15 protein-coding genes are annotated in these 25,037 nt (G+C 68.0%); 10 read left to right on the top strand and 5 right to left on the bottom strand.

Going from position 1 to position 25,037, the window contains the following annotated elements:
* From ASC37_RS00485 to ASC37_RS00465, 5 genes are all read left to right on the top strand, one after another.
* The gene (locus tag ASC37_RS00485) at window positions 1–1,473 is read left to right on the top strand and encodes a DUF3375 domain-containing protein (RefSeq protein ID WP_055422491.1); all 1,473 of its coding nucleotides are present in this window, start codon (window positions 1–3) and stop codon (window positions 1,471–1,473) included.
* Between the two features lie 26 nt (window positions 1,474–1,499).
* Window positions 1,500–2,177, top strand: coding sequence for a DUF4194 domain-containing protein (locus ASC37_RS00480; protein WP_055422723.1), 678 nt, complete (start codon window positions 1,500–1,502; stop codon window positions 2,175–2,177).
* On the top strand, window positions 2,170–5,607 hold the full coding sequence (locus ASC37_RS00475; RefSeq protein WP_055422490.1) for an ATP-binding protein: 3,438 nt from the start codon (window positions 2,170–2,172) through the stop codon (window positions 5,605–5,607). The genes ASC37_RS00480 and ASC37_RS00475 overlap by 8 nt, the downstream gene beginning before the upstream one ends.
* The gene (locus ASC37_RS00470) at window positions 5,604–6,836 is read left to right on the top strand and encodes a DUF3322 domain-containing protein (RefSeq protein WP_055422489.1); all 1,233 of its coding nucleotides are present in this window, start codon (window positions 5,604–5,606) and stop codon (window positions 6,834–6,836) included. The genes ASC37_RS00475 and ASC37_RS00470 overlap by 4 nt, the downstream gene beginning before the upstream one ends.
* A 171-nt stretch (window positions 6,837–7,007) precedes the next feature.
* A complete protein-coding gene (locus ASC37_RS00465; RefSeq protein ID WP_055422488.1) occupies window positions 7,008–8,105 on the top strand; it encodes an NADH:flavin oxidoreductase/NADH oxidase in 1,098 nt (365 codons plus the stop codon).
* Between the two features lie 10 nt (window positions 8,106–8,115).
* Here the strand turns inward: ASC37_RS00465 and glmS are convergent, their stop codons facing one another.
* Both glmS and glmU read right to left on the bottom strand, forming a co-directional pair.
* Window positions 8,116–9,948 carry a glutamine--fructose-6-phosphate transaminase (isomerizing) gene (gene glmS, locus ASC37_RS00460; protein WP_055422487.1) on the bottom strand — a complete coding sequence of 611 codons (1,833 nt, stop codon included), beginning with the start codon at window positions 9,946–9,948 and terminating at the stop codon, window positions 8,116–8,118.
* 4 nt (window positions 9,949–9,952) lie between these two features.
* Window positions 9,953–11,320: a bifunctional UDP-N-acetylglucosamine diphosphorylase/glucosamine-1-phosphate N-acetyltransferase GlmU gene (gene glmU / locus ASC37_RS00455; protein WP_055422486.1), complete on the bottom strand. Its 1,368-nt coding sequence runs from the start codon at window positions 11,318–11,320 to the stop codon at window positions 9,953–9,955.
* 190 nt (window positions 11,321–11,510) lie between these two features.
* Between glmU and ASC37_RS00450 the strand changes: the two genes are divergently transcribed.
* From ASC37_RS00450 to ASC37_RS00435, 4 genes are all read left to right on the top strand, one after another.
* Window positions 11,511–12,926 carry a bifunctional enoyl-CoA hydratase/phosphate acetyltransferase gene (locus ASC37_RS00450; protein ID WP_055422485.1) on the top strand — a complete coding sequence of 472 codons (1,416 nt, stop codon included), beginning with the start codon at window positions 11,511–11,513 and terminating at the stop codon, window positions 12,924–12,926.
* Window positions 12,927–12,944: 18 nt separating this feature from the next.
* Window positions 12,945–14,204, top strand: coding sequence for an acetate/propionate family kinase (locus ASC37_RS00445; RefSeq protein ID WP_055422484.1), 1,260 nt, complete (start codon window positions 12,945–12,947; stop codon window positions 14,202–14,204).
* Window positions 14,201–15,928, top strand: coding sequence for a proline--tRNA ligase (locus ASC37_RS00440; RefSeq protein ID WP_055422483.1), 1,728 nt, complete (start codon window positions 14,201–14,203; stop codon window positions 15,926–15,928). The genes ASC37_RS00445 and ASC37_RS00440 overlap by 4 nt, the downstream gene beginning before the upstream one ends.
* 103 nt (window positions 15,929–16,031) lie before the next feature.
* Complete coding sequence (locus ASC37_RS00435; protein ID WP_082438329.1) at window positions 16,032–16,688, top strand: lytic transglycosylase domain-containing protein; 657 nt, start codon at window positions 16,032–16,034, stop codon at window positions 16,686–16,688.
* Here the strand turns inward: ASC37_RS00435 and tldD are convergent.
* From tldD to ASC37_RS00420, 3 genes are read right to left on the bottom strand one after another with little or no spacing between them, the layout of a single operon-like run.
* Complete coding sequence (tldD, locus tag ASC37_RS00430) at window positions 16,663–18,123, bottom strand: metalloprotease TldD (RefSeq protein ID WP_055422721.1); 1,461 nt, start codon at window positions 18,121–18,123, stop codon at window positions 16,663–16,665. The two genes, ASC37_RS00435 and tldD, sit on opposite strands and share 26 nt — an antisense overlap.
* 5 nt (window positions 18,124–18,128) lie before the next feature.
* On the bottom strand, window positions 18,129–18,980 hold the full coding sequence (locus tag ASC37_RS00425) for a carbon-nitrogen hydrolase family protein (protein WP_408646096.1): 852 nt from the start codon (window positions 18,978–18,980) through the stop codon (window positions 18,129–18,131).
* A complete protein-coding gene (locus tag ASC37_RS00420) occupies window positions 18,977–22,231 on the bottom strand; it encodes a YhdP family phospholipid transporter (protein ID WP_055422481.1) in 3,255 nt (1,084 codons plus the stop codon). The genes ASC37_RS00425 and ASC37_RS00420 overlap by 4 nt, the downstream gene beginning before the upstream one ends.
* Window positions 22,232–22,353: 122 nt before the next feature.
* Here ASC37_RS00420 and glnE point away from each other — a divergent pair, with 122 nt between their 5' ends.
* Window positions 22,354–25,029, top strand: a complete 2,676-nt coding sequence (gene glnE / locus ASC37_RS00415; RefSeq protein ID WP_055422480.1) for a bifunctional [glutamate--ammonia ligase]-adenylyl-L-tyrosine phosphorylase/[glutamate--ammonia-ligase] adenylyltransferase — start codon at window positions 22,354–22,356, stop codon at window positions 25,027–25,029.
* Window positions 25,030–25,037 lie beyond the last annotated feature (8 nt).

Below are 25,037 nucleotides of genomic sequence, written 5' to 3'. Positions count from 1 at the left end.
ATGGACCACGCCACCCTCTCCCTCCTGCGCGAGCGCCATCCCGCCTGGCGGCTGCTGGCTTCGCCGTACGCGCCGCTCGTGGCGAGTTTTCTGCACCGGGTGTTCGTAGCACCTAACGTGCGGGTAATGCCGGAGGTCGACCTCGTCGAAGCGCTGGAGGATGATCTCTATGCGCTGCGCGAACAGCTCGGGCCTGACGCCTACCCCAAGAGCGCCCTGGACTACCTCAACGACTGGGCTGCACCCGACAAGGGGTGGCTGCGCAAGTTCTACAAGCCCGGCACGGACGAGGCGCAGTTCGACCTGACGCCGGCCGCCGAGAAAGCGATCGCATGGCTGCAGACGCTCACCGAGCGGCCGTTCGTCGGCACCGAATCGCGCTTGCTGACGCTCTTCGCGTTGCTGGAGCAGATCAGCGCCGGAACCGAAGCCGACCCGGCCAAGCGCGTGAAGGAACTGCGCAAAAAGCGCGATGCGCTCGACGCCGAGATCGCCCGCGTGCTGGCAGGCGAGGTACCGCTCTTGGACGACACGGCGGTCAAGGATCGCTTCTTGCAGTTCCAGCATCTGGCACGCGAGCTGCTCGCCGATTTTCGCGAAGTGGAGCACAACTTCCGCCAGCTCGACCGCAAGGTGCGCGAGAAGATCGCGCTGTGGGAAGGCGCCAAGGGCGAGCTGCTCGACGAGATCATGGGCGAGCGCGACGCCATCGGCAACTCCGACCAGGGGCGCAGCTTTCGCGCGTTCTGGGACTTCCTCATGTCCAGCCGGCGGCAGGAGGAGCTTTCCGAACGGCTCGATCGGGTGCTGGCACTGCCCGCGGTCGCGCAGCTTGCACCGGATCCGCGCACGCGCCGAGTGCACTACGACTGGATGGAGGCCGGCGAACACACCCAGCGCACCGTGGCGATGCTCTCGCAGCAGCTGCGCCGTTTTCTGGACGACCGAGCATTCCTTGAGCACCGCCGCATCCTCGACCTGCTGCACGGCATCGAGAGCAAGGCGCTGGCACTGCGCAAGGCCATGCCCGCCGGCACGGTCATGCACATCGACGCCATGGGCGCGGACGTAGAACTACCGTTCGAGCGTCCCCTGTATACGCCGAGCGAGAAGCAACGTCTGGCCGATCTGGCACTCGTCGCTGGCAAGGACGATATCGATACCGCGCGTCTGTTCGACCAGATCGTGGTAGACAAAGCACGCCTGCGGTCAGCCGTGCAGCGAGCGCTGCGCTGCCAACCGCAGATCACACTGCGCGAGTTGCTGGAGGCCGAGCCCTTGCGCCAGGGTCTGGCCGAGCTGGTGGCTTATCTGGAGCTAGCCCACGCCGCTGATGCCGGTGATGCGCCGAACGGCTGGCGGGTCGTGGTGGATGATGCTCACCCCGAGACGATTCGTTGGCAGGGCAGCGATGCCGCGGGCGAGACCGTGATGCGCACGGCACACCTGCCGCGGGTGATTTTCACGCGCTGAAATCCGCTGGGGGAAAAATGGATATGATGAGCGATGCCCTGAACGACGACAGCACGATGGACGTGCCGTCCAGCGCACCGCCGGCCGTGCCCGAGCTGTCGCGGCTAATGGTGCACCTCCTCAAGGGCGTCCTTTACCGCGACGACGACGAGCGGCTGTGGGAGAGCCTCTTGCGCCTGCAGGCGCGCGTCAGGGAACAGGCCGCCGTGCTGCTGCTCGAGCTGGTGCTGGACGAAGCCGAGGGCTTCGCGTTCCTCAAAAGCCGCCCAGACCCGGACGAAGCCGACGGCGCACCGCGCCTGCCTCGGCTCATTGCGCGCCGGCCTCTGTCCTACCCGGTAAGCCTGATGCTGGCGCTGCTCAGAAAGCGCCTGGCCGAGTTCGACGCTGGTGGCGGCGACACGCGGCTGGTGCTCTCGCGCGACGAGATTGCCGAGCTGATGCGAGTGTTCCTGCCCGATGGCACCAACGAGGCCCGGCTGATCGACCAGGTGGACGCGACTCTCGCCAAGGTGGTCGATCTGGGCTTTCTGCGCCGACTCAAGCCTGCTGCCGGCAGTGTGCAGGACCGGGGGCACTACGAGGTGCGGCGCATCCTGAAAGCCTTCGTGGATGCGCAATGGCTGGCCGAGTTCGACGCGCGCATGGAGGGTTACCGCACGGCGCTGTCGTCCGGTGCCGCCAAGGAGGCAGGCGATGCTTGAAGTGTCAACGCTCGACCTCGACTTCGTGGGCGACGACAGCCGCGTGGGTTTTCGGCTGCAGCGGCTGGAGGTGCTGAACTGGGGCACCTTCGACAAGCGGGTGTGGCGCCTGGAGCTCGACGGGCGCAACGGCCTGCTCACCGGCGACATCGGCTCGGGCAAGTCCACGCTGGTCGATGCCATCACCACCTTGCTGGTGCCGGCGCAGCGCGTGGCCTACAACAAGGCGGCCGGGGCGGACGCACGCGAGCGCTCGCTGCGCTCCTACGTGCTGGGCCACTACAAGAGCGAGCGCAACGAGGTCACCGGCACTGCCCGCCCTGTGGCGCTGCGCGATGCGTCGAGCTACTCGGTCATCCTCGGCATGTTCCGCAACGAGGGCTACGACCAGGCAGTGACGCTCGCGCAGGTGTTCTGGCTGAAGGATCCGCAGGGCCAGCCTGCGCGCCTGTTCGTAGCCGCGGAGCGCGAACTTACCCTCGCCGACGACTTCAGCGGCTTTGGCAGTGACATCACGGCGCTGCGCAAGAAGCTGCGCGGTGCGGGCTGCGAACTGTTCGACAGCTTTCCGCCCTACGGCGCCTGGTTCCGCCGTCGATTCGGCATCGAGCACGAGCAGGCGCTGGAGCTCTTCCACCAGACCGTCTCGATGAAGTCGGTGGGCAACCTCACCGACTTCGTACGCAGCCACATGCTGGAGCCCTTCGATGTGGGCAGCCGCATCGAGGCGTTGATCCGCCACTTCGATGACCTGGACCGGGCGCATCAGGCGGTGCTCAAGGCCAAGCGGCAGGTGGATTTGCTCACACCCCTGGCCGAGGACGGCAAGCGTCACCAGCGGCTTTCGGCCGAGATCCAGGGCTGGCGGGAGGCGCGCGACCAGCTTCGGCCGTACTTCGCCCGGCAGAAGGGCGAGCTGCTGGAACGCCGCCTCGGTCTGCTGGCGCAGGATGCAGCCCGGCTCGACGCGCAGATCGAGCGCCTGGACATTCAGCGCGAAACCGAGCGCATCGAGCTTGGCCGCCTGGAGCGGGCCCTGCGCGACAACGGCGGCGACCGCCTGGAGGAGCTGGCGGCGGAGATGCGCCGTCTGGAGCAGGAAAAGATCCAGCGCCAGCAGAAATCGGATCGCTTTCAGACGCTGCTGGCGCGCATCGACGAGGCAGCGCCGGCCGATGAAGCCGGCTTTCTCGCCCAGCAGCAGAACATCGCCCAGCGCGCCGAAGGCTTGCGCGAGCGCATTGCCGACCTGGACAACCGCGAGCGCGAGGAGGACTTTGCTTTCCGCAAGGGTCGTGAAGAGCACGCCGTCTTGTCCGATGAGATCGACAGTCTGCAGCGGCGCAAGAGCAACATCAGCGCCGCCCAGATTCGCATCCGCGATGCGCTGTGCGCGACGCTGGGCATCACCGAAGACGAACTGCCTTTCGCGGGCGAGCTCATCCAGGTGCGCGAGGACGAACGCGACTGGGAAGGTGCCGCCGAACGGCTGCTCCATGGCTTCGGCCTTTCGCTCTTGGTGCCGGAGGCGCACTACAAGGCCGTTGTGGACTGGGTGGACCGCCAGCATCTGGGTGCCCGGCTGGTGTACTTCCATGTGCGTCCGCGAAAGGCGGCGCCGGGCGTGGCGCTGCATCCGCAGTCACTGGTGAAGAAGCTCGCCATCAAGCCGGATTCGCCGCACTCCGAGTGGCTGGGACAGGAACTGCGCCAGCGCTTCGACGTGGCCTGCTGCGACACCGGCGAGCAGTTTCGCCGCGAGGCACGCGCCATCACGCGTGCAGGACAAATCAAGGACCCGAGCGGGCGCCACGAGAAGGACGACCGCAGCGCCATCTCCGATCGCAGCCGCTACGTGCTCGGCTGGAGCAATGCCGACAAGCTGCGCGCCTTGCACGACCGGCGGCAGCGTCTGGAGGAGAAGCTCGCCATGCTCGGGCAGCGCATCGGCGAAATCCAAGCGGCGCGCAACGAACTGCGGGGCCGGCTGGATGCCCTCAGCAAACTGGAAGAATTCACGCGCTTTGCCGACATCGACTGGATGAGCCTGGTTCGGAGAATCGGCGATCTCACCGAGGAACGGGCGAGGCTGGAAGCCGCCTCCGACGCGCTGCAAGAATTGGCGCGCCAGCTCGAGGCGGTGCAAGGGCGGCTTACGGAGGTAGAGCGCCAGCGCGACGCGGCCCGCGACAAGCGCTCGGCGGTCGCCACCAGGAAAGAGGCGGCGCAAACACTGTGTGATCAGGCCCGCACCATTTGGGCTGACGCACCGCTGACCGAAACGCAGATCGCGCGTCTGGACGCCTGGCGTGCGCAGGCGTTGGGCGAGCATCAACTCACGGTCGAATCATGCGACAACCGCGAGCAGGAGCTGCGCGACTGGCTGCAGGCTCGCATCGACATGGAGGACAAGCGCCTGGCGCGCCTTACCGAGCGCATCGTCAATGCCATGCGCGGTTTCAAGGAGGAGTTCAAGGCCGAGACGGCCGAAATGGACGTTGCACTCGCGGCATTGCCGGAGTATGAACGCCTGCTCGCCAGCTTGCAGAGCGACGACCTGCCGCGCTTCGAGGCGCGCTTCAAGGAGCTCTTGAACGTCAACACCATCAACGAGATCGCCAACTTCAACGCCCAGCTCGCCCGCGAACGAGAGACGATCAAGGAGCGGGTGGACTTCATCAACCAGTCGCTCGCCGCCATCGACTACAACCCCGGCCGCTTCATCAAGCTCATCGCGCAGCCCAGTCCGGACGCCGAAGTGCGCGACTTTCAGCAGGACTTGCGCGCGGCCACCTCCGGCGCGCTCACCGGCTCGGCCGACGAGCAGTATTCGGAGGCCAAATTCCTGCAGGTCAAGGCCATCATCGACCGCTTCCGGGGCCGCGAAGGCCTGACCGACGCCGACCGGCGCTGGACCGCCAAGGTCACCGACGTGCGCAACTGGTTTTTGTTTTCGGCCAGCGAGCGCTGGCGCGCCGACGGTGCCGAGTACGAGCACTACACCGACTCGGGCGGAAAATCGGGCGGACAGAAAGAAAAGCTCGCCTACACCGTGCTCGCGGCAAGCCTGGCCTACCAGTTCGGGTTGGAATGGGGGGCGGTGCGTTCGCGCAGTTTCCGCTTCGTGGTGATCGACGAGGCCTTCGGGCGCGGCTCGGACGAATCTGCGCAGTACGGGCTGCGCCTCTTCCAGCAGCTCAACCTGCAACTGCTGATCGTCACACCGCTGCAGAAAATCCACATCATCGAGCCCTTCGTGGCCAGCGTCGGCTTCGTGCACAACGAGGGCGGGCGCGACTCACGGCTGCGTTGCCTGACGATCGAAGAGTACCGGGCGCAGAAGGCTGGGGGGACGGCAGCAGGGACGGCATCGGGCGCAGCGGACGGGATGGCCGCCGCAGGCGCGGCAGAAGGCGACGCGGCACCATGAGCTGGACCACGCCGGCAGACCTACGCGCCCAGGTGCAACGCCTGTGGGAACGGGGCGAGTTGCTGCGTGCGACGGTCACGGACGCCATGGCGTGGCCCTTGCGTCTGAGTTTGAAGACGCCCAGCGCTTCGGACCTCTCCGATCGCTTCGATGCCGTGCGCGACTGGGTGCGCGCCATTGCCGAGATCCCACAGGTTCGAATCGAATGGCGCGAGCGGAACCACCGTGTGCAAGGAATGCAGCGTCTCCCTGCCGCCGTCTGGCTCGATACCGTGCAGAATGCTTTGGCCTTGATTGGCAAGGCGCGTCAGGCGCAGCGGTTCGAGGCGCTCTGGCAGCAGACGGCTGCCGCGCAGCCCATGCTTCTGGCGTGGCTGTCCCGGCGGCCGATCCAGGCACTGGAGCTCGCCGACCGTTGGGAACGCCTTCTGGCGGTGGTGGCCTGGCTGCAGGCCCATCCGCGCCCGGGCGTGTATTTGCGCCAGGTGGACGCACCTAGGGTGGACAGCAAGTTCATCGAGACCCACCGCGGCGTGCTCGCCGAGTTGTTGGACCTGGCCCTGCCACCCGAGGCCATCGACGCCGCCGCGACCGGCACCGCCCGGTTCGCCCGTCGATTCGGCTTCCTCGACAAGCCGGTGCGAATCCGGTTTCGTCTGCTCGACCCGGCGCTGCCCAGCCTGCCAGGCTGTCAGGACGTGCCGCAGCAGCTACCCGACCTCACGCTCGACGCCGCTAGTTTTTCGGCGCTTCACCTGCCCGTCGCTCGCGTCTTCATCACCGAGAACGAGACCAACTTCCTGGCCTTTCCGCCGGTGACCGGAGCCATCGTGATCTTCGGCGCCGGCTACGGCTGGGACGCACTGGCGCGCACCGATTGGCTGCACCGATGCCAGTTGTTCTATTGGGGCGACCTCGACACCCACGGCTTCGCCATCCTCGACCAGTTGCGCGCCCACTTCCCGAGCGCGGCGTCCTTCCTCATGGACCGACAGACGCTGCTCGCCCACCGTATGCACTGGGGCGAGGAAGCCGACCCGGCACGCCACGACTTGCCGCGTCTCACGCCCGACGAGGCGGCCGTGTATGACGACCTCCGCTTCGATCGCCACCAGCCCCGGTTGCGGCTGGAACAGGAACGCGTGGGCTTTGGCTGGCTGTGCGATCGACTGGCGCGCATTCCCTTGACCGCCCTTCCCCCGGAACCTCGTCTGCCCAGGCAGAAATAAAAATGCCATTTATTCCATTAGTTTTTTGACCAAAATTGCAGTAAGGCCTGATTTACTCGAAACGCATCGCCCCATGGTTCGCCCATCTCGTTTGCCAAATCCCCCTCCCTTGCCTACACTGATCCCACCCAGTTCCTTCGCCATATTCTTTCCCAAGAGGAGTCTTCCGCCATGTCCGCTCTGTTTTCCCCGTTCACGCTCAAGGAAGTACGGCTGCGCAACCGCATCGCCGTCTCGCCGATGTGCCAGTACAGCGCCGAAGAGGGCGTGGCCAACGATTGGCACACGGTGCATTACGCGAGCCTCGCCCGAGGCGGGGCCGGTTTGGTGGTGGTCGAGGCGACGGCCGTCTCGCCCGAAGGGCGCATCACGCCCTATTGCCTGGGACTGTGGAACGATGCTCAGGCGAAGGCGCTCGCGCAGGTGGCCGCCGGCATCAAGAAAGCCGGCGCGGTGCCCGGCATCCAGATCGCCCATGCCGGCCGCAAGGCGAGCGCCAATCGCCCCTGGGAGGGGGACGACCATCTGCCGGAGAGCGATCCCCGCGCCTGGACGCCAATCTCGCCTTCGGCCATTCCCTTCGGCGCCAACCTGCCGCGCGTGCCCCGCGAGATGACGCTGGAAGACATCGCCCGGGTGCAGCGCGACTTCGTGGCGGCGGCCCGGCGGGCGCTGGAAGCCGGGTTCGAATGGCTGGAGCTGCACTTCGCCCACGGGTATCTGGCGCAGAGTTTCTTTTCGGTGCATGCCAACCAGCGCACCGATGCCTACGGTGGAGACGCCGAGCGGCGCGGCCGTTTTCTGCGCGAGACGCTGGCGGCGGTGCGCGAAGTCTGGCCCGAGCGGCTGCCGCTCACGGCGCGTTTCGGCGTGATCGAGTTCGACGGCCGCGACGAGGAAACGCTTGCCGAATCCATCGAACTGGCGCGCGCCTTCCGTCGGCTCGGGCTCGACCTGCTCGACGTGAGCATCGGCTTTTCGACGCCGGCGGCGAAGATCCCCTGGGCGCCGGCCTTCATGGTGCCGATCGCGGCGCGGGTGCGCGAGGCCACGGGCCTACCGGTGGCTTCTTCCTGGGGCATCGACGTGCCGGCCACGGCCAACGAGGCGGTGGCGCGCCAACGGCTCGACCTCGTCATGGTGGCGCGCGCCCATCTCGCCAATCCGCACTGGCCCTACAAGGCGGCGCTGGAACTGGGCGAGGAGCGGCCGTCCTGGGTCCTGCCGGCGCCCTACGCCCATTGGCTGGAGCGCTACGGCAGGGCGTGAGATCGACCCCTCACTCCACCGTCACGCTCTTGGCGAGATTGCGCGGCTTGTCCACGTCGGTCCCTTTGACGAGCGCCACGTGGTAGGCCAGCAGCTGCAGCGGCACCACGTGGAGGATGGGGGCGAGCATGGCGTCGTGCGAGGGCACGACGATGGCGTGCACGCCCTCTTCTCCGCCCACACCGCTGCCATCTTCGGCGAAGACGAAGAGTTCGGCGCCGCGGGCGCGCACTTCCTGCAGGTTGGACTTGAGCTTCTCCAGCAGGTCGTCGCGCGGAGCCACCGCCACCACGGGCATCTCGCGGTCTACGAGCGCGAGCGGCCCGTGCTTGAGCTCGCCGGCCGGGTAGCCCTCGGCGTGAATGTAGCTGATCTCCTTGAGCTTGAGCGCGCCTTCGAGGGCGATGGGCCAGTGCGTGCCGCGCCCGAGAAAGAGCGCGTGCTGGCGTTCGGCGAAGCGCTGCGCCCACTGCTCGATCTGAGGTTCGAGCTGCAGCACCCGCCCGAGGGCTGCCGGAAGGCGGCGCAGGGCGTCGAGCCGGTTCGCTTCCACCGCCTCGGGCAGCCGCCCGCGCTGTTTGGCGAGCGTGAGCGCAAGGAGCGCGAGCGCCGTGAGCTGGGTGGTGAATGCCTTGGTCGAGGCCACGCCGATCTCGGGGCCGGCGCGGGTGAGAAAGGCGAGCCTGGCCGTGCGCACGATGGCCGATTCGGGGACGTTGCAGATCGCCAGCGTCTGCGTCATTCCCCGGCCCTGGGCGTGGCGCAAGGCGGCGAGCGTGTCGGCGGTCTCGCCGGATTGGGAGATCGCCACCACCAGCGTCTTCGCATCCGGCACCGAGACGCGGTAGCGGTATTCGCTGGCGATCTCCACCGTGGTGGGTAGGCCCGCATATTCTTCCAGCCAGTAGCGCCCGACCATGCCGGCGTGGAAACTCGTGCCGCAGCCGAGGATCAGCACCCGGTCGATGGCGGCGAAGGTCTTCTCGGCCTCGGGGCCGAAGAGCGCCGGGGTGAGCCGCGCCCCGCCGGCCACGGCTTCCAGGGTGTCGGCCACCGCCTCGGGCTGCTCGAAGATTTCCTTCTGCATGTAGTGCCGGTAGCCGGCGAGCTGCACCGCGTCGGCCGTGACGTGAGTGAGCCGCACCGGCCGCTCCACCGTTTCACCCGATTCGTCGACGATCTGCACCCCCTCGAGCGTGAGCCGGGCGCAGTCGCCCTCTTCCAGATAGACCACGCGGCGCGTGTGCGCCACCAGGGCCGAGACGTCGGAGGCGGCGTAGAAACCTTCTTCGCCCAAGCCCAGCACGAGGGGGGAGCCGCGCCGCGCCACCACCACCTCGCCCGGCACGGCCGCGTCGAGCACCGCGATGGCAAAGGCCCCTTCGAGCTCGCGCATCGCCGCCTGCACTGCGGCAAAGAGCGGCGCGCCGGCCCGGCGCTTGCTCGCCACGAGGTGCGCGATCACCTCGGTGTCGGTCTCGGAAGTGAAGACGTAGCCTTCGGCTTCGAGGCGCGCGCGCAGGGCGGCGAAATTCTCGATGATGCCGTTGTGCACCACCGCCACCGTCCCCGAGACGTGGGGGTGCGCGTTGCGCTCGGAAGGCGCCCCGTGCGTGGCCCAGCGGGTATGGGCGATGCCTACCTGCCCGTCCAGCCCTTCTTCGGCCACCAGCCGGCGCAGCTGGGCCACCCGCCCCTGTACCCGGGCGCGGGCGATTCGGCCTTCACCGTCGATCAGCGCCAGTCCCGCCGAGTCGTAGCCCCGATACTCCAGGTGCGCCAGCCCGTCGAGCAGGATGTCCACCACCGAAGCGCGGCCGATGGCCGCGACGATTCCACACATCGTGCTACTCCTTTTTCTTGGTCGGCCGTTGCCAGCCGGAAAGGGTGCGCTGCGGCGCCCGGGAGACGGTGAGCGCCTCGGGTGGCGCGTCGCGCGTGAGCGTCGTGCCCGCGCCGAGCGTCGCGCCGCGCCCCACCCGCACGGGGGCGACGAGTTGGGTGTCGCTGCCGATGAAGGCGTCGTCCTCAATCACCGTGCGGTGCTTGTTCGCCCCGTCGTAGTTGCAGGTGATGGTGCCCGCGCCGATGTTGACGCGCGCTCCGATCTCGGCATCCCCCAGATAGGCCAGATGATTCGCCTTCGTCTCCGGCCCGAGGGAGGAATTCTTCACTTCGACGAAATTCCCTACATGCACGCCCTGCGCCAGCCGGGTACCGGGGCGCAGGCGCGCGTAGGGGCCGACCACCGCCTGCGGGCCGATTTCAGCGCCTTCTAGGTGGGAAAAAGCTCGGATCTCGGCCCCATCGCCCACCGTGCAGTCGGAAAGCACGCAGTACGGCCCCACGCGCACCCCGTCGGCGAGCACCACGTGGCCGGAGAAGATGCAGCCGACGTCGATCGTCACGTCCAGGCCGCACTCGAGCGTGCCGCGCACCTCGAGCCGCGCCGGATCGAGCAGCGTCACCCCGGCGTGCAGGAGCCGCTCGGCCTCTCGCCGCTGATAGAGGCGTTCGAGCTCGGCCAGTTGCGCCTTGTCGTTCACGCCGGCCACTTCCGTCGCATCCTCGGCCTCCACGCCGATCACCGGCACGGCCTCGCGCACCGCGGCAGCGACGACGTCGGTCAGATAGTATTCGCCCTGGGCGTTGGCGTTGGTGAGCGCCTCGAGCCAACCGGGGAGGCGGGCAGCGGGCAAGACCATCACGCCGGTGTTGATCTCATCGATCGCGCGCACCTTCGCATCGGCATCCTTTTCCTCGACGATGGCGCAAATGCGCCCGCTCGCGTCGCGCACGATGCGCCCGTAGCCCCGGGGATCGGGCAGCCGCGCGGTGAGGATCGCCAGCGCCTGGCCGCCCTCGGCCGCTTCCAGCAAACGGGCGAGCGTCTGCGGTCGCAGCAGCGGCACGTCGCCGTAGAGCACCAGCACCATGTCTTCCAGGCCGAGGGAGGGTAGCGCCGTGCGCAGCGCGTGCCCCGTACCCAGCTGGGGGTGCTGTTCCACCCACGAGAGATCGCCCTGTGCCGAGAATGCCGCGCGCACCTGCTGCGCCTCGTGCCCGATCACCACCACCATGCGCCGCGGGTTCAGGGCCCGGGCGGTGTCGAGCACGTGCGCCAGGAGCGGCCGGCCGGCGAGCGGCTGCAGCACTTTGGGCAGCCGCGAGCGCATGCGCGTACCCTTGCCGGCGGCCAGGATCACCACTTCCATCTTCGTCCTTCCTTGGCGGGGAAAAGGGAATTATCGCGTACACCCTCGTGCAACTCGAATAAGCTCCGGTGCGGCCGCAGGGCAGCGTTCGCCGGGCCCGACCTCCGCCGATCCCTTGCGGACTTACAAAACCTGCATCGCCCGCCCTTCCCGCCTATAATGCTGCAGAGCAAAAAACGGAGTTCTGCCCATGACGACCCTCGCCAGCGAAACCATCGAGAATCACCCCTTCGACGAAATCCAGATCGGCCAGACGGCGCAGCTGACGCGCACGCTGCGCCCCCAGGACATTCCGCTCTTCGCCGCCATCTCCGGCGACGTCAACCCGACCCACCTCGACCCCGAATTCGCCAAGCAAGGGCCCACGCATGAAGTGGTCGGCCATTCCATGTGGGGCGGAGCGCTCTTCTCGGCCATCCTCGGCAACCAGCTCCCCGGCCCCGGCACCGTCTATGTGCGCCAGGATCTGCGTTTCCATCGCCCGATCGCCGTGGGGGATACGCTCACCGCCAGCGTCACCGTCAAGGAAAAGAATCCGCAGAACCACCACGTCGTCTTCGAATGTCTGGCCGTCAATCAAGACGGTCTCAAGGTAATCGATGGCATCGCCGAGGTCATCGCCCCCACGGAGAAGATCCGCTGCGCCAAGCTGCATCTGCCCGAGATTTCGGTCACCGACAAGGAATTGCGCTACCGCCAGATCATGTCTCGGGTGAAAGGTCTCGAACCGATTACCGTGGCCGTGGCGCACCCCTGCGACGAACCCTCGCTGGGCGGAGCGCTCGAGGCGATGCAAGCCGGCATCATCCGCCCCATCCTCGTCGGGCCCAAGGCGAAAATCCTCGCCGCGGCGCAGGCGCTGGGCGCCGATCTCTCCGGATTGCAGATCATCGACACGCCGCACTCGCACGCCTCGGCCGAGGTCGCGGTGCAGCTGTGCCGCGAGGGCAAGGCCGAAGCCCTCATGAAAGGGTCGCTGCACACCGACGAGCTCATGTCGGCCGTCGTGGACAAGGAGAAGGGGCTACGCACCGCGCGGCGCATCAGCCACGTCTTCCTCGCCGACGTGCCCACCTATCCCCGGCCGCTGATGATCACCGACGCCGCCGTCAACATCGAACCCACGCTGGAGGAAAAAGTCGACATCGTGCAGAACGCCATCGACCTCGCCCATGCGCTGGGTATCGCCGAGCCGAAAGTCGCCATCCTCTCGGCGGTGGAGACCGTCACCTCGAAGATCCGCTCGACGATCGACGCCGCGGCGCTGTGCAAAATGGCCGACCGGGGACAGATCAAGGGGGGTCTGCTCGACGGGCCGCTCGCCTTCGACAACGCCGTCTCGCAGGTCGCCGCCCGCATCAAGGGCATCCGCTCGGCGGTGGCGGGCAATGCAGACATCCTCGTCGTGCCCGACCTGGAAGCCGGCAACATGGTGGCCAAGCAGCTCGAATACCTCGCCAATGCCCTGATGGCTGGCATCGTGCTGGGAGCCAAGGTCCCCATCGTGCTCACCAGCCGCGCCGACACGCCCGAGACGCGCGCCGCTTCCTGCGCCGTGGCCCAGGTGCTCGCCCATGCCAAGCGCACCACCGGCCTTCCCTCCTGACCGACTCCGAGGTATTCCATGCGACGTCCTGCCCTTCTCACACTCAACGCCGGATCGAGCAGCGTCAAATTCTCTCTCTTTCTCGTCGAGGATGACACCATCGTCGAAACGCCCCACGTATGGGGTCAGATCGACGGCATCGGCACGGCCCATCCCCGCTGGCGGGTGCGCCGCGGCAAAAACCCCAGCGAAACGGTCGCGCTTTCTCTGACAGGCTCGCTCGACCAGCAACATGAAGACGCGTTCACCCACCTCGTCGACTGGCTAAGCACCCACGTCGACGACGTGAAGATCCTCGCCACGGGGCATCGCATCGTCCACGGCGGAGCGCGCTTCCACGAACCCGTGCGGCTCACGCCCGAAATGGTCACGGAGCTGGAGCAACTCGTACCGCTCGCCCCGCTGCACCAGCCGCACAACCTGCGCCCGATCAAACGCATGCTCGAACGACGCGCCGATTGGGTCCAGGTCGGCTGCTTCGACACGGCCTTCCACACCACCCAGCCAAAACTCGCCCAGATGTTTCCTCTACCGCGAAAGCTCTTCGACGAGGGCATACGGCGCTACGGCTTTCACGGCCTGTCCTACGATTACGTCAGCCGTCGCCTGCCCGAAGTCCTGGGCCCCGAGCGTGCCAAGGGACGGGTGATCATTGCCCACCTGGGCAACGGCGCCTCGCTGTGCGCCCTGCGCGAAGGCAAGAGCGTGGCCACCACCATGGGATTCACCACCATCGACGGGCTGATGATGGGCACGCGCAGCGGCAGCATCGATCCCGGCCTCGTGCTGCACCTCATCGAATACGGCGGCATGAGCGTCACCCAGGTCGATCACATGCTCTACAAGGAATCGGGGCTGCTGGGCGTATCCGGCATCAGCCAGGACATGCGGGAGCTGCTCGCGAGCGACGATCCGCACGCCAGGGAAGCGGTCGAGCTCTTCTGCTACCGCCTGGTACGCGAGATCGGGTCGCTCGCGGCCGCCCTCGGCGGGCTCGACGCGCTCGTCTTCACTGCCGGCATCGGCGAGCATGCCGCGCCGGTGCGCGCGCGCGTGATCGAACGGCTCGACTGGCTCGGCGCCGTGCTCGATCCCCAGGCGAACGAGCGTATCGCCGGCATCGCCGGGCGCATCGACGCGCCGGATAGCCGCGTGGCCCTTGCCGTGGTACCCACCAACGAAGAAGCGATGATCGCGCGCTATACCCTGGAAGTCCTGCGGCGGGAAGGCTCTGCTACAATCGCCGCCAATCCTCCAGCCGCCGATGCGAACCGATGAAAGCCAGCCACGCCCACCTCGTCACGCTCAAGGAAGCCCCGGCCGACGCCGAGATCGTCAGCCAGAAACTCATGATCCGCGCCGGCATGATCCGGCGCATCGCCGCCGGTATCTATACCTGGCTCCCCTTGGGCTTGCGCAGCCTGCGCAAGGTCGAAGCCATCGTGCGCGAAGAGATGAACCGTGCCGGCGCCGTCGAGGTGCTCCTGCCGGTGGTGCAACCGGCGGAGCTGTGGCAGGAATCGGGGCGTTGGGAACACTACGGTCCGGAGCTGCTGCGCTTCAAGGACCGGCACCAGCGCGACTTCGTGCTCGGCCCCACGCACGAAGAGGTCATCACCGAGCTCGTGCGCCGCGACGTCAAGAGCTACCGCCAGCTGCCGCGGCACTTCTACCAGATCCAGACCAAGTTCCGCGACGAGATCCGCCCGCGCTTCGGCGTGATGCGCGCGCGCGAATTCATCATGAAAGACGGTTACTCGTTTCATGCCGATTTCACCGATCTCGAGCGCGAATACCGCAACATGTACGACACCTACACGCGGATCTTCACCCGGCTGGGGCTGAAGTTTCGCGCCGTGGCGGCCGACACGGGTTCCATCGGCGGCACCGGGTCGCACGAATTCCACGTCATCGCCGACACCGGCGAGGACGACATCGCCTATTGCCCCGCCTCCGACTATGCGGCCAACGTCGAACTAGCCGAAGCGTTGCCTCCGGCCGGGCCGCGCCCCGCACCGGGCGAGCCGCTCGTCAAGGTGCATACCCCGGGGGTGAAGACCATCGCCGATCTGGTCGATTTCCTCAAAATCCCCATCGAGCGCACCGTCAAGGCGATCGTCGTCGAAGGGGAAGACGGCGCCCCGGTGCTCTTGCTCCTGCGCGGCGACCACGAACTCAACGAGATCAAGGCGCAGAAACTTCCGGGCATCAAGAACCCGCTCACTTTCGCCGACGAGGCGGCCATCCGCGCCGCGTTCGGCGCCGGGCCGGGATCTCTCGGGCCCGTCGGCTTCACCGGCCGAATCATCGCCGACCGCACCGTGGCCAAGATGGCCGACTTCGTGATCGGAGCCAACGAGGACGAGCACCACTACACCGGCGCCAACCTCGGCCGCGATTTCCCCGAACCGGAAGTGGCCGACCTGCGCAACGTCGTCGCCGGCGATCCTTCGCCCGACGGCAAGGGCACGCTCGAGATCTGCCGCGGCATCGAAGTTGGCCACATCTTCCAGCTGCGCACGAAGTACTCCGAGGCGATGCACTGCACCTTCCTCGATGCCGAGGGGCGCGAACGCCCGATGGAGATGGGCTGCTACGGCATCGGCGTCTCCCGCATCCTGGGCGCGGCGATCGAACAGAACCACGACGAGCGCGGCATCCTCTGGCCTGCGGCCATCGCCCCCTTCGAAGTCGTCATCTGCCCCATCGGCGCGGCCAAATCCCCCATGGTGGCGGAAGCGGCCGAAGCGATCTACCGCGACTGTCTCGCTGCCGGCCTCGACGTCGTGCTCGACGATCGCAACGAACGTCCCGGCGCCATGTTCGCCGACTGGGAACTCGTCGGCGTGCCCTGGCGGGTGGTGGTGAGCGAGCGAGGGCTCGCCGCCGGCCAATACGAAGTGCAGCACCGCCGCGAGCGCGAAGCGCGCACGCTTCCCATCGGCGACGTCGTGGCCGAACTCGCCGCTTCGATCGCGGCGGAGAAACGCGCGCCGCGCTGAGCGTTTTCGTGCGCGTCGCACGATCCGCGGCAAAAACCGACCCTCACCGAATGATCGTCTTGACGAGGGGCGGCGTTCCCGGCCAGGAATCCGGTGCCCGATGATGCAAACGCCGTCTCACCCGCGCTTTTTCTCCCGGTCCGCGGCCAGATTCCTGCTCGCGGCGGCGCTCCTGCTCGCCGCGCTCGCCCCCGTCACGACGCAGGCAGGCGCCCAGATCTACGAACCGCTCGCCGACAGCGTGCGCGAGGCGCTCTCGGCCATCGTCGCCGACGCTCCCGTCGCCCCCGAGCGCATCCGCCGCGATCCGCTTGCCGCGCGCTGGATCGATGCGCAAAGCGAGCGGCTCGCCCGCCGCGTTCCCGACCCGGCCGAGCGCGAGGAGCTGCTCGCCACCGTCTACTACGAATCCGCCCGCGCCGGGCTCGACCCGGAACTGGTGCTCGGCCTCATCGAGGTGGAGAGCGGTTTTCGCAAATACGCCGTCTCCACGGCCGGGGCGCACGGCTACATGCAGGTGATGCCCTTCTGGGTCGGGCTCATCGGCACCCCGCAGCACAACCTCTTTCACCTGCGCACCAACCTGCGCTATGGCTGCACCATCCTGCGCCACTATCTCGACCTCGAAAAAGGCGACCTCTACCGCGCGCTGGGGCGCTACAACGGCAGTCTGGGGCGGCCCGAGTACCCCAACGCGGTGCTGGCGACCTGGCGCAAGTATCGCCAGCCCGAGCTCAGCCCTGCGTCCCTCCGACGGTGATGCCCTCCACGCGCAGCGTCGGCTGACCCACCCCCACCGGCACGCTCTGCCCGTCCTTGCCGCAGGTGCCGATGCCCGGATCCAGCGCGAGATCGGTGCCGATCATCGAGACGCGCTGCATCACCTCGGGGCCGCTGCCGATCAAGGTCGCGCCCTTGATGGGGTAGCACACTTTCCCGTCTTCCACCCAGTAGGCTTCCGACATGGAAAAGACGAACTTACCGGAAGTGATGTCGACCTGTCCGCCGCCGAAATTGACCGCGTAGATGCCGCGCTCGACCGAGGCGAGGATCTCCTCGGGGTCGTGCGCCCCCGCGAGCATGTAGGTGTTCGTCATTCTAGGCATCGGCCCGTAGGCGTAGGACTCGCGCCGCCCGTTGCCGGTGGGCTTCATGCCCATCAACCGGGCGTTGAGGCGATCCTGCATGTAGCCCACGAGGATGCCATCCTCAATGAGCACGGTCGGCTGGGTGGGTGTGCCCTCGTCGTCGAGGGTGAGCGAGCCGCGGCGCAGCGGCAAGGTCCCATCGTCGACCACCGTCACACCCGGAGCGGCCACCCGCTCGCCGATCCGCCCGCTATAGGCCGAAGTCCCCTTGCGGTTGAAATCCCCTTCCAGGCCGTGCCCCACCGCCTCGTGCAGCAGCACGCCCGGCCAGCCGGGTCCGAGCACCACCGTGAAGACGCCAGCCGGAGCCGGCCGCGCCTCCAGGTTCACCCGTGCCTGATGCACCGCCTCGCGGGCAAGGCGCTCGAGCGCCGCCTCGTCGAAGGCGGTAAGGCCATAGCGCCCGCCCATGCCGCTCGAGCCGCTCTCGCGCCGCCCGTCCTGCGACATGATGACGGTGAGCGACAGACGCACGAGCGGGCGCAAGTCGGCGGCAAGCGTTCCGTCGCTGCGGGCAACAAGCACCGTCTCCCACGAAGCGGCGAGCCCCGCCATCACCTGCTCGACGCGGGCATCCAAGGCGCGCGCCTTCGCTTCCAGCCGCTCCAACAGCCGCACCTTCTCTGGCGCGGGCAGGGTTCCCACCGGATCGACGGCCGGGTAGCGCGCCGGCGGCAACGCGTCGCGGCGCAGGTCCACCCGCCGCGCCTGTCCGAGTGCGGCGACCGCGCGCACCGTGCGCGCCGCCTCCAGGAGCGAGGCCGGTCGCAGGTCGTCGGTATAAGCGAGCGCCTGTTTCTCCCCGGCGATCGCCCGCACCCCCACGCCCTGCTCGATGGAGAAGGCGCCGGACTTCACGATCCCCTCTTCGAGGGACCAACTCTCCACGTGGCGCAGCTGGAAATACACGTCCGCCTCATCCACGGCGTGGGTCTGCACCTGTGACAAGGTCGAAGACACGTCCTCCAGCCTCAATCCATTGGCCTCGAGCAGCCGCTCTTCGGCCAGCGCCAGCGCGTCGACCTTTACTTCCTTCACCTCCGCCATTTCCTTCATGCGTACACTCTCCTGATGAATGATCCTTCACGCCGGTGCTGCCACGCCGGCAGCCTCGCGCGGACCTCGTCGAGTCGCTCGCGCCGCAGCGTTCCCTGCACCACGCCTTCCCCTTCGGGCAGACTGGCGAGCACCTCGCCCCATGGATCGACGAAGAGCGAATCCCCCCAGGTGCGCCGTCCCGCCTCGTGCCGTCCCCCTTGCGCCGCGGCGAGCACATAGCATTGATTCTCGATCGCCCGGGCGCGCAGCAGCACCTCCCAGTGCGCCCGGCCCGTGGTCCAGGTGAAGGCCGCCGGCAGCACGATGAGGTCCACGAGCCCCATGGCGCGATAGAGTTCCGGAAAACGCAGGTCGTAGCAGATGGACAGCCCCACCGTCCAGCCTTCGATGTCGACGGTGACCACCGCCTCGCCCGGCTCGATCGTCTCTCCCTCGTCGTAGACTTCCTCACCGTGGCGCAGGCCGAAGAGATGGATCTTGTCGTAGCGCGCCACGCAGCGCCCGTCCGGAGCATGGACGAGGCAGGCATTGCGCACCTTGTCGGGCACGTCCGCTTCCAGCGGCACCGTTCCGCCCACGATCCATAGCCCCAGGCGCGCCGCCTGCCGCGCCAGCCAATCCTGGATCGGCCCGGCGCCGAAGCGCTCGCGCAGGCGTACTTTCTCACGCGCATCGGCTGAAATGATGGCGAAATACTCTGGCAGCACCGCGAGCCTCGCACCGCTGTCTACGGCCAGCTCCAGCAGCCGTTCGGCAGTGGCCAGATTGTCCGCCACGCGCGGCGTCGACACCATCTGCAGCGCCGCGGCGCGCAAGGACGGGCGTTCCTTCTCCTTGTCCATCACTTCCCTCCCTCTCCTTCCACCGGAACGGGTTCCAGGGGTTTGACCTCGGGCTCCGACCATGGGCCCGTCACATGAAACCGCCGCCCCAAGATCCGCCCGAAAGGATCGCCCAGAAGCTTCTGCCCGATGAACGCCACCGCCCCGGCGAGCGGATTGGCGATGCCCACGGCCACCGCCGTGCTGTCCGACAACTGGGGCACCACCGTCACGTCCAGCTCTTGCGTCTGCTTGCGCAAATCCACCATGCCGACCATCTCCACCGTCGCGCTCGGCGCCGAGATGCGCAGGTTTCCCGTCGTCAGGTAGCCATCGTTGAGGGCAAAGCCCCCGTACAGGCGATCGAAGGCCATCCCCTTGGCAAACACGTCACCAAAATCGAGCAACAAACGCCGCGGCAGGCTCTGCAGGCTCAAGATCCCCAGCAAGCGCCCCACCCCAGGCTCGATCTCCTCGAACCGCCCGTTGACGATCTCGATCTCCCCTCGTCCGGCCACCTTGTAGAGATCGAAACCGAGCGGCGAACCCGGCCAGCGCCACTGGGCCGTCACCTGCCCCTTTCCTCCCTTGAGCCCGGCGGTATCGAACCAATGCCGCACCGTCTTGCCCGCATCCTCGATCGTCATCTTCGTGGCAAACTCGGTCTGCGGCCGCTCGCCATCGCGCCACACACCGCTCGCGTCGATGCGAAACACCGCTGGCACCTCCAGCGTGAGCGCATCGAGCGACCATCTTCCCGGCGCGAGGCTCGCGCGCAGCGCCAATGCCCCCAGCCAGCGTTCGCCCAAGCCGAAGCGATCGACCGTGAGATCGAAGGCCGGCAGGCGCCCTTCCGGCGGGGCTTGCCCCCCCTCTTCCGCCTCCGGCATCATCAGCTTCGCGAACCGCCCTTCGACGCGCTCGGCCCCCTCCCTGCCCAAGGTCACGCGCACGTTCCCCTGGGCTTCGTCGGCGGTCAGTGCCAGCGACCAGACGGGCCCCTTGCTCTCGCCCTGCACGTGCACGCGATGCCAATGCCGCCCAAGGAAACGGGCCGCCGCCGCATCCACCTGCAGTGCGGCAAACGCCGTTCCCCCTCCCCCATCGCCGATGTCATCGGTCACGGCCAGCCAACGATCCAGGTCGAGCTCGGAGGCGGCAAGTTGCAGCATGCCGCCCTTGCGCGGTGCCGGCGGCGCATCCACCGCTCCCACCGCCGCCGCCCAGGCGCCGTCGCGCGCGCGCACGAAACGCAGGCGATCGTCGAGCTGCGCTTTTACTTCCATGCCTACAGGCAAAAACTTGAACTCCGCCCGGCTCGGCCAGCGCACCCCGGCAGGTTTGTCCAGGGGCGGCGGCAGGTCCGAGCCCATGCCCGTGAGATCGGAGGTGAGCACCAGCGCCGGCCCATCCCTGGCGAAGCTCATCGTCCCGCTCACCGCCGTCGAACCGGACAGGGGCAGTTTCCCGAATACGGCCGAGAGCTGCGCTGCCGAGAACGATCCCTGCAAGGCGAGCTTCGGCGGATCGCCCCCCAGCCATTTCGCCGTCACCGGCGCATCCCACCATTTGCCCGCGGCCTGCGCCGAGCGCACGCCCTGCCCGTCGAACACTACCTCGCCGCGAATCTGCTCGATCGGCCAGCCCGTCACCTGCGCCGGGATCCGTCCCTCGGAGAACGTCAGCGACCCGCTCACCCCCGAAGCGAGATCGCCAGCGAATGGCATCGTCAGCCCCAGGCGCAGCGCCGTCTTCGCCTCCAGCTGCACCGCCTGCAGAGCCGAGAGCGGCAAATCTTGGCGCAAAGGACTGGCGGCGGCATAGCGCAGAAACGCCGACCACGGCCCCTCGGCTTCGCCCGTCAGCGTCAGCACCGGAATCTCGGCGTCGAACGCAGGAATGAAGGCGTGGATCGGCCCGAACCGCACCCCTTGGGCGTGCGCCTGGGCCACCTCGATCGCCACCGCTCCCCGATCGAAGGTCACCACCCCCTTCACCTGCTCGAATTCCGGCCACTGCGGCGCAAAGCGCAGCGTCACCCCTTCGAGCGGCAGGCGCAGCCAGAACTCCCCGCCGTTGCCGCGGAAGGGAAACTCGGCGAGCGGCCCGCGCAGGCGAAACTCCACCGCCGAGAGCTTGCCGGCCACCAAGGCATCGCGCAGCCATCCCTGCAGCCGCGGTCCCACCGCGCCGCCCGGCAGATAGCGCACCAAGCGATCGAGCGCCACCTCGTCGAGCGAACCTTGCAGATCGGCCACGTCGCCCGCACGCGCCAGGCGGTAACGCCCCGATACCCGCGCGGTGAAATCCTCGGTGCGCAGCCGCCCTTCCTCCAGCGTCAGGTCGTAGCCGTTGCCGTCGTACGCCCAACGCCCCTGGATCACGCCCTCGGGTACCGCCACCGTCTCGAGCCGCGGCCACACCGCCGGCCAGCTCATCGCCCCTTGCGCGACCGACAGCGCGAATTCGCCCCCCGCGCGATCCCCTGCGATGCGCCCGCTCACGCCGCGCACGCCAAAGGAATCTCCCACCGCCGCCCAGCCCACTTTTTCCAGGGTGAGGTCGAACGACTGCAGGTTCTGGCCACCCAAGACCACGACGCCGGAGGCCGATCCTTCGGGGCGCAGGCCCGCCGCCTGCGGCCACCACAGCGCAAGCGACTCGCCGCCGATCTCCTTCAGGTCGAAATGCGCCTCCACCCGCCCCAGGCGTGAACCGGAAAGCAGCACCGACGCATGCCGCACCGCCCCAGGCGCCTCGCCCTCGAACCCCGCCTGCCAGCCCCACACCCCTAGCGCCAGCGCCAGCGACCCACGGGCGTGCGCCTCCTGGCCGTCGCGCCGCCACGCGAGCCGCGCTTCGCCCACTTCGACGCTCACCCCCGTCGGCAAACCCGACGCTGGCGCAGCGCCCCCAGCCTGCAGCCGCTGCTTCAGCGCCGCCGCATCGTCCACCCGCACCTGCGCCGCCGGCACGAGGATCTGCACCACCCCCTTGCCGCTGCGCCACGCCTCCCACCCTCCGCCCAGGGTCACCTGCACGAGCGGCAGCGAGGCCTCGGCCCCGTCGGTATGAACCTGCACGTCGTTCGCCACCGCTACCGGCCACCAGCCGTTCCATTGCCCTTCCAGACGGCCGACCGAGACCTGCATCCCGCTACGCGCCGAAAGCTCGCGCACCAGCGCCTCGCGCCAGCGGTCGAGCTCCGGCCACAGCCAGAACCGCAACGCCGCAAGCAGCATCACCATCAGCACCGCCGCGACGCCTACGAGCATCGCCGCCGCGATCCCTAGCCTGCGCACTCCCGTTGCGATCCTCAAACCCCGAACCCTCCGCTATCGCAATACACTACAATGGATACAGCCCGCATTGTAACGGACGCCCACCCGAGCCTGTCATGCAGACCCTGCCCGCCCCCTACGCCGAAACCCTCCGTTACAGCCCCTTTCTCGCGCGGCTGCTCGATTCCCGTCCCTGGCTCGCGGAGCATCTGGCCGCCACGCTCGACTCCCCCATCGACCGCGAGGCGATGCAGGCGTTCCTTACCGACCCGCCCGGTCCGCTGCCGTTCGACCCCGACGAACGGCTGGAAGCCTCCCTGCGCCGACTGCGCGCCCGGGTGCTCGCGCACGTGGCGCTGCGCGACCTCGCCGGGCGAGCCAACCTCGACGAAGTCACCGGCACCATGACCACGCTGGCCGAAGTCGCCCTGGAAGCGGCCCACGACCACGCCTTCGAGCATCTCATCGAGCGCCACGGCCGCCCGCTCTCCTCCTCCGGCTGGGAACAGGAACTGCTCGTCGTCGGCATGGGCAAGCTCGGCGGGCGCGAGCTCAACGTCTCCTCCGACATCGACCTCGTCTTCCTCTACCCCGAAGACGGCGACACCGCCGGTCCCAAGATCCTCAGCAACTTCGAATTCTTCGAGCGGCTCGGCCGGCGCCTCATCCACCTCCTCAGCGCCCCCACCGCCGACGGCTTCGTCTTCCGCGTCGACATGCGCCTGCGTCCGCACGGCGACTCGGGGCCGCTCGTATGTTCCTTCGACATGCTCGAAGACTACCTCCTCACTCAGGGGCGGGAATGGGAGCGCTATGCCTGGATCAAGGGGCGCGTGCTGCGCGGCGAGCGCTGGCAGGAACTCGAAGCCCTGGTGCGCCCTTTCGTCTTTCGCAAATACCTCGACTACGGCGCGATCGAAGCCATGCGGGCGCTGCATGCCCAGATCCGTCACGAAGTGATGCGCCAGGATCGGCTCGACGACGTCAAGCTCGGCCCCGGCGGCATCCGCGAGATCGAGTTCATCGCCCAGGTGCATCAGCTCATCCGCGGTGGCCGCGACCCCGAACTGCAGATCCGCCCCACGCGCCAGGTACTGCGCCGGCTCGCCGAGCGCGGCATCCTGCCCGCAGAAACCGCCGCGGCGCTCGACGAAGCCTACGTTTTCCTGCGCCGTGTCGAACACCGCCTGCAATACTGGGAAGACGCCCAGACCCACCGCCTGCCGCGCGACGAAAACCAACGCACGCTGCTCGCCCAGGCGATGGGCTACCCCGACTGGAGCGCCTTCGCGCGCGAACTCGAGCGCCACCGCGAGCGCGTCGCCGCCGAATTCACCCACGTCTTCGGGCACGAAGAGCAAAGCACCACCGTGGCCGTACCGGTACTCAGTGCCGCCGTCGACGAACTCGAACACTGCCTGCAAGAACGCGGTTTCACGCGGTCCGCCGAACTCGCCCGACGCCTCGACGCCTTCCGCGCCTCGCCGCGCACCCGCGCGCTCACCGCAGCCGACCGCAACCGGCTCGAAGCCCTGCTGCCGCGCGCCATCGACATCGCCGCCGCACATCCCAAACACGACGACGTGCTCGAACGCCTCCTCGATCTCTTCGAAGCCATCGGCCGGCGCAGCGCCTACCTCTCGCTGCTGCAGGAATACCCGCAGGCGCTGCGCCGCGTGGCCGAACTCGTCGGCGCGGCGCGTCAGGCCGCCACCTACCTCTCGCGCCACCCCATTCTGCTCGACGAACTCCTCGACGAGCGCCACCTCGACGAAGAACCCGACTGGCCCGCTTTCGCGCGCGAGCTCGAGCGTCTGCTCGACGCCCTCGAACCCGACGCCGAGCGCCAGATGGACCTGATGCGCGAGCATCACCACGCCCAAGCCTTTCGCCTGCTCATGCGCGACCTCGCCGGCCGGCTGACGGTGGAGCGCCTCTCGGATCACCTCTCGGCGCTCGCCGACACCCTGCTCGAGCTCAGCCTGCGCTACGTCTGGCGCAAGCTGCGCCGCCGCCACACCGACACCCCGCGCTTCGCCGTGATCGCCTATGGCAAGCTCGGCAGCAAGGAACTGGGCTACGTCTCCGATCTCGACCTCGTCTACCTCTTCGACGACCCCCACCCCGACGCACTCGAAACCTACACCCGCACCGCCCAGCGCCTCAACACCTGGCTCTCCACGCGCACCGCCGCCGGCATCCTCTACGAAGTCGACCTGCGCCTGCGCCCCGACGGCGAAGCGGGGCTGCCGGTCACTCCTCTCGAAGGCTTCCACCGCTATCAGCGCGAGAAAGCCTGGACCTGGGAACACCAGGCGCTCACCCGCGCCCGCTTCTGCGCCGGCGACCCGGAGCTCGGCGCGCGCTTCGAAGCCATCCGCCGCGAGATCCTCTGCCTGCCGCGCGAGCCCGCCAAGCTCAGGGAAGAAGTGCTCGCCATGCGGCAGAAGATGCGCGACGCCCACCCCTCCCGCCCGGGGCTCTTCCACCTCAAACACGACCCGGGCGGCCTCGTCGACGTCGAATTCCTGGTGCAATACCTCGTGCTCGCGCACGCCCACCAACACCCCGAACTCACCGCGAACACCGGTAACATCGCCCTGCTACGCTGTGCGGCGCAGATGGGCCTCATCGACGCCGCGCTCGCCCGGCAGGTCGCCGACGCCTACCGCGAACTGCGCCGTCTGCAGCACCGCCAGCGCCTCGACGAACTTCCGGCCGTCGTCCCCGAAGGGGAAGCCGCGGCGCTGCGCGAACCCGTCCTCGCCCTGTGGCGGCAAATCTTCACCTGAGGTACCAA

The sequence above is a fragment of the Tepidiphilus thermophilus genome (assembly GCF_001418245.1).
Lineage (GTDB): Bacteria > Pseudomonadota > Gammaproteobacteria > Burkholderiales > Rhodocyclaceae > Tepidiphilus > Tepidiphilus succinatimandens.
This window is presented reverse-complemented; position numbering and strand designations above follow the sequence as displayed.

Excerpts from the sequence above, each read along its gene's own strand:
- glmU (WP_055422486.1), bottom strand. The coding sequence starts at position 11,320 with ATGGAAGTGGTGATCCTGGCCGCCGGCAAGGGTACGCGCATGCGCTCG.
- ASC37_RS00485 (WP_055422491.1), top strand. The coding sequence starts at position 1 with ATGGACCACGCCACCCTCTCCCTCCTGCGCGAGCGCCATCCCGCCTGG.
- ASC37_RS00480 (WP_055422723.1), top strand. The coding sequence starts at position 1,500 with ATGAGCGATGCCCTGAACGACGACAGCACGATGGACGTGCCGTCCAGC.
- ASC37_RS00470 (WP_055422489.1), top strand. The coding sequence starts at position 5,604 with ATGAGCTGGACCACGCCGGCAGACCTACGCGCCCAGGTGCAACGCCTG.
- ASC37_RS00445 (WP_055422484.1), top strand. The coding sequence starts at position 12,945 with ATGCGACGTCCTGCCCTTCTCACACTCAACGCCGGATCGAGCAGCGTC.
- ASC37_RS00465 (WP_055422488.1), top strand. The coding sequence starts at position 7,008 with ATGTCCGCTCTGTTTTCCCCGTTCACGCTCAAGGAAGTACGGCTGCGC.
- ASC37_RS00440 (WP_055422483.1), top strand. The coding sequence starts at position 14,201 with ATGAAAGCCAGCCACGCCCACCTCGTCACGCTCAAGGAAGCCCCGGCC.
- ASC37_RS00450 (WP_055422485.1), top strand. The coding sequence starts at position 11,511 with ATGACGACCCTCGCCAGCGAAACCATCGAGAATCACCCCTTCGACGAA.
- ASC37_RS00475 (WP_055422490.1), top strand. The coding sequence starts at position 2,170 with ATGCTTGAAGTGTCAACGCTCGACCTCGACTTCGTGGGCGACGACAGC.
- tldD (WP_055422721.1), bottom strand. The coding sequence starts at position 18,123 with ATGGCGGAGGTGAAGGAAGTAAAGGTCGACGCGCTGGCGCTGGCCGAA.
- ASC37_RS00435 (WP_082438329.1), top strand. The coding sequence starts at position 16,032 with ATGCAAACGCCGTCTCACCCGCGCTTTTTCTCCCGGTCCGCGGCCAGA.
- ASC37_RS00420 (WP_055422481.1), bottom strand. The coding sequence starts at position 22,231 with ATGCTCGTAGGCGTCGCGGCGGTGCTGATGGTGATGCTGCTTGCGGCG.
- glmS (WP_055422487.1), bottom strand. The coding sequence starts at position 9,948 with ATGTGTGGAATCGTCGCGGCCATCGGCCGCGCTTCGGTGGTGGACATC.
- glnE (WP_055422480.1), top strand. The coding sequence starts at position 22,354 with ATGCAGACCCTGCCCGCCCCCTACGCCGAAACCCTCCGTTACAGCCCC.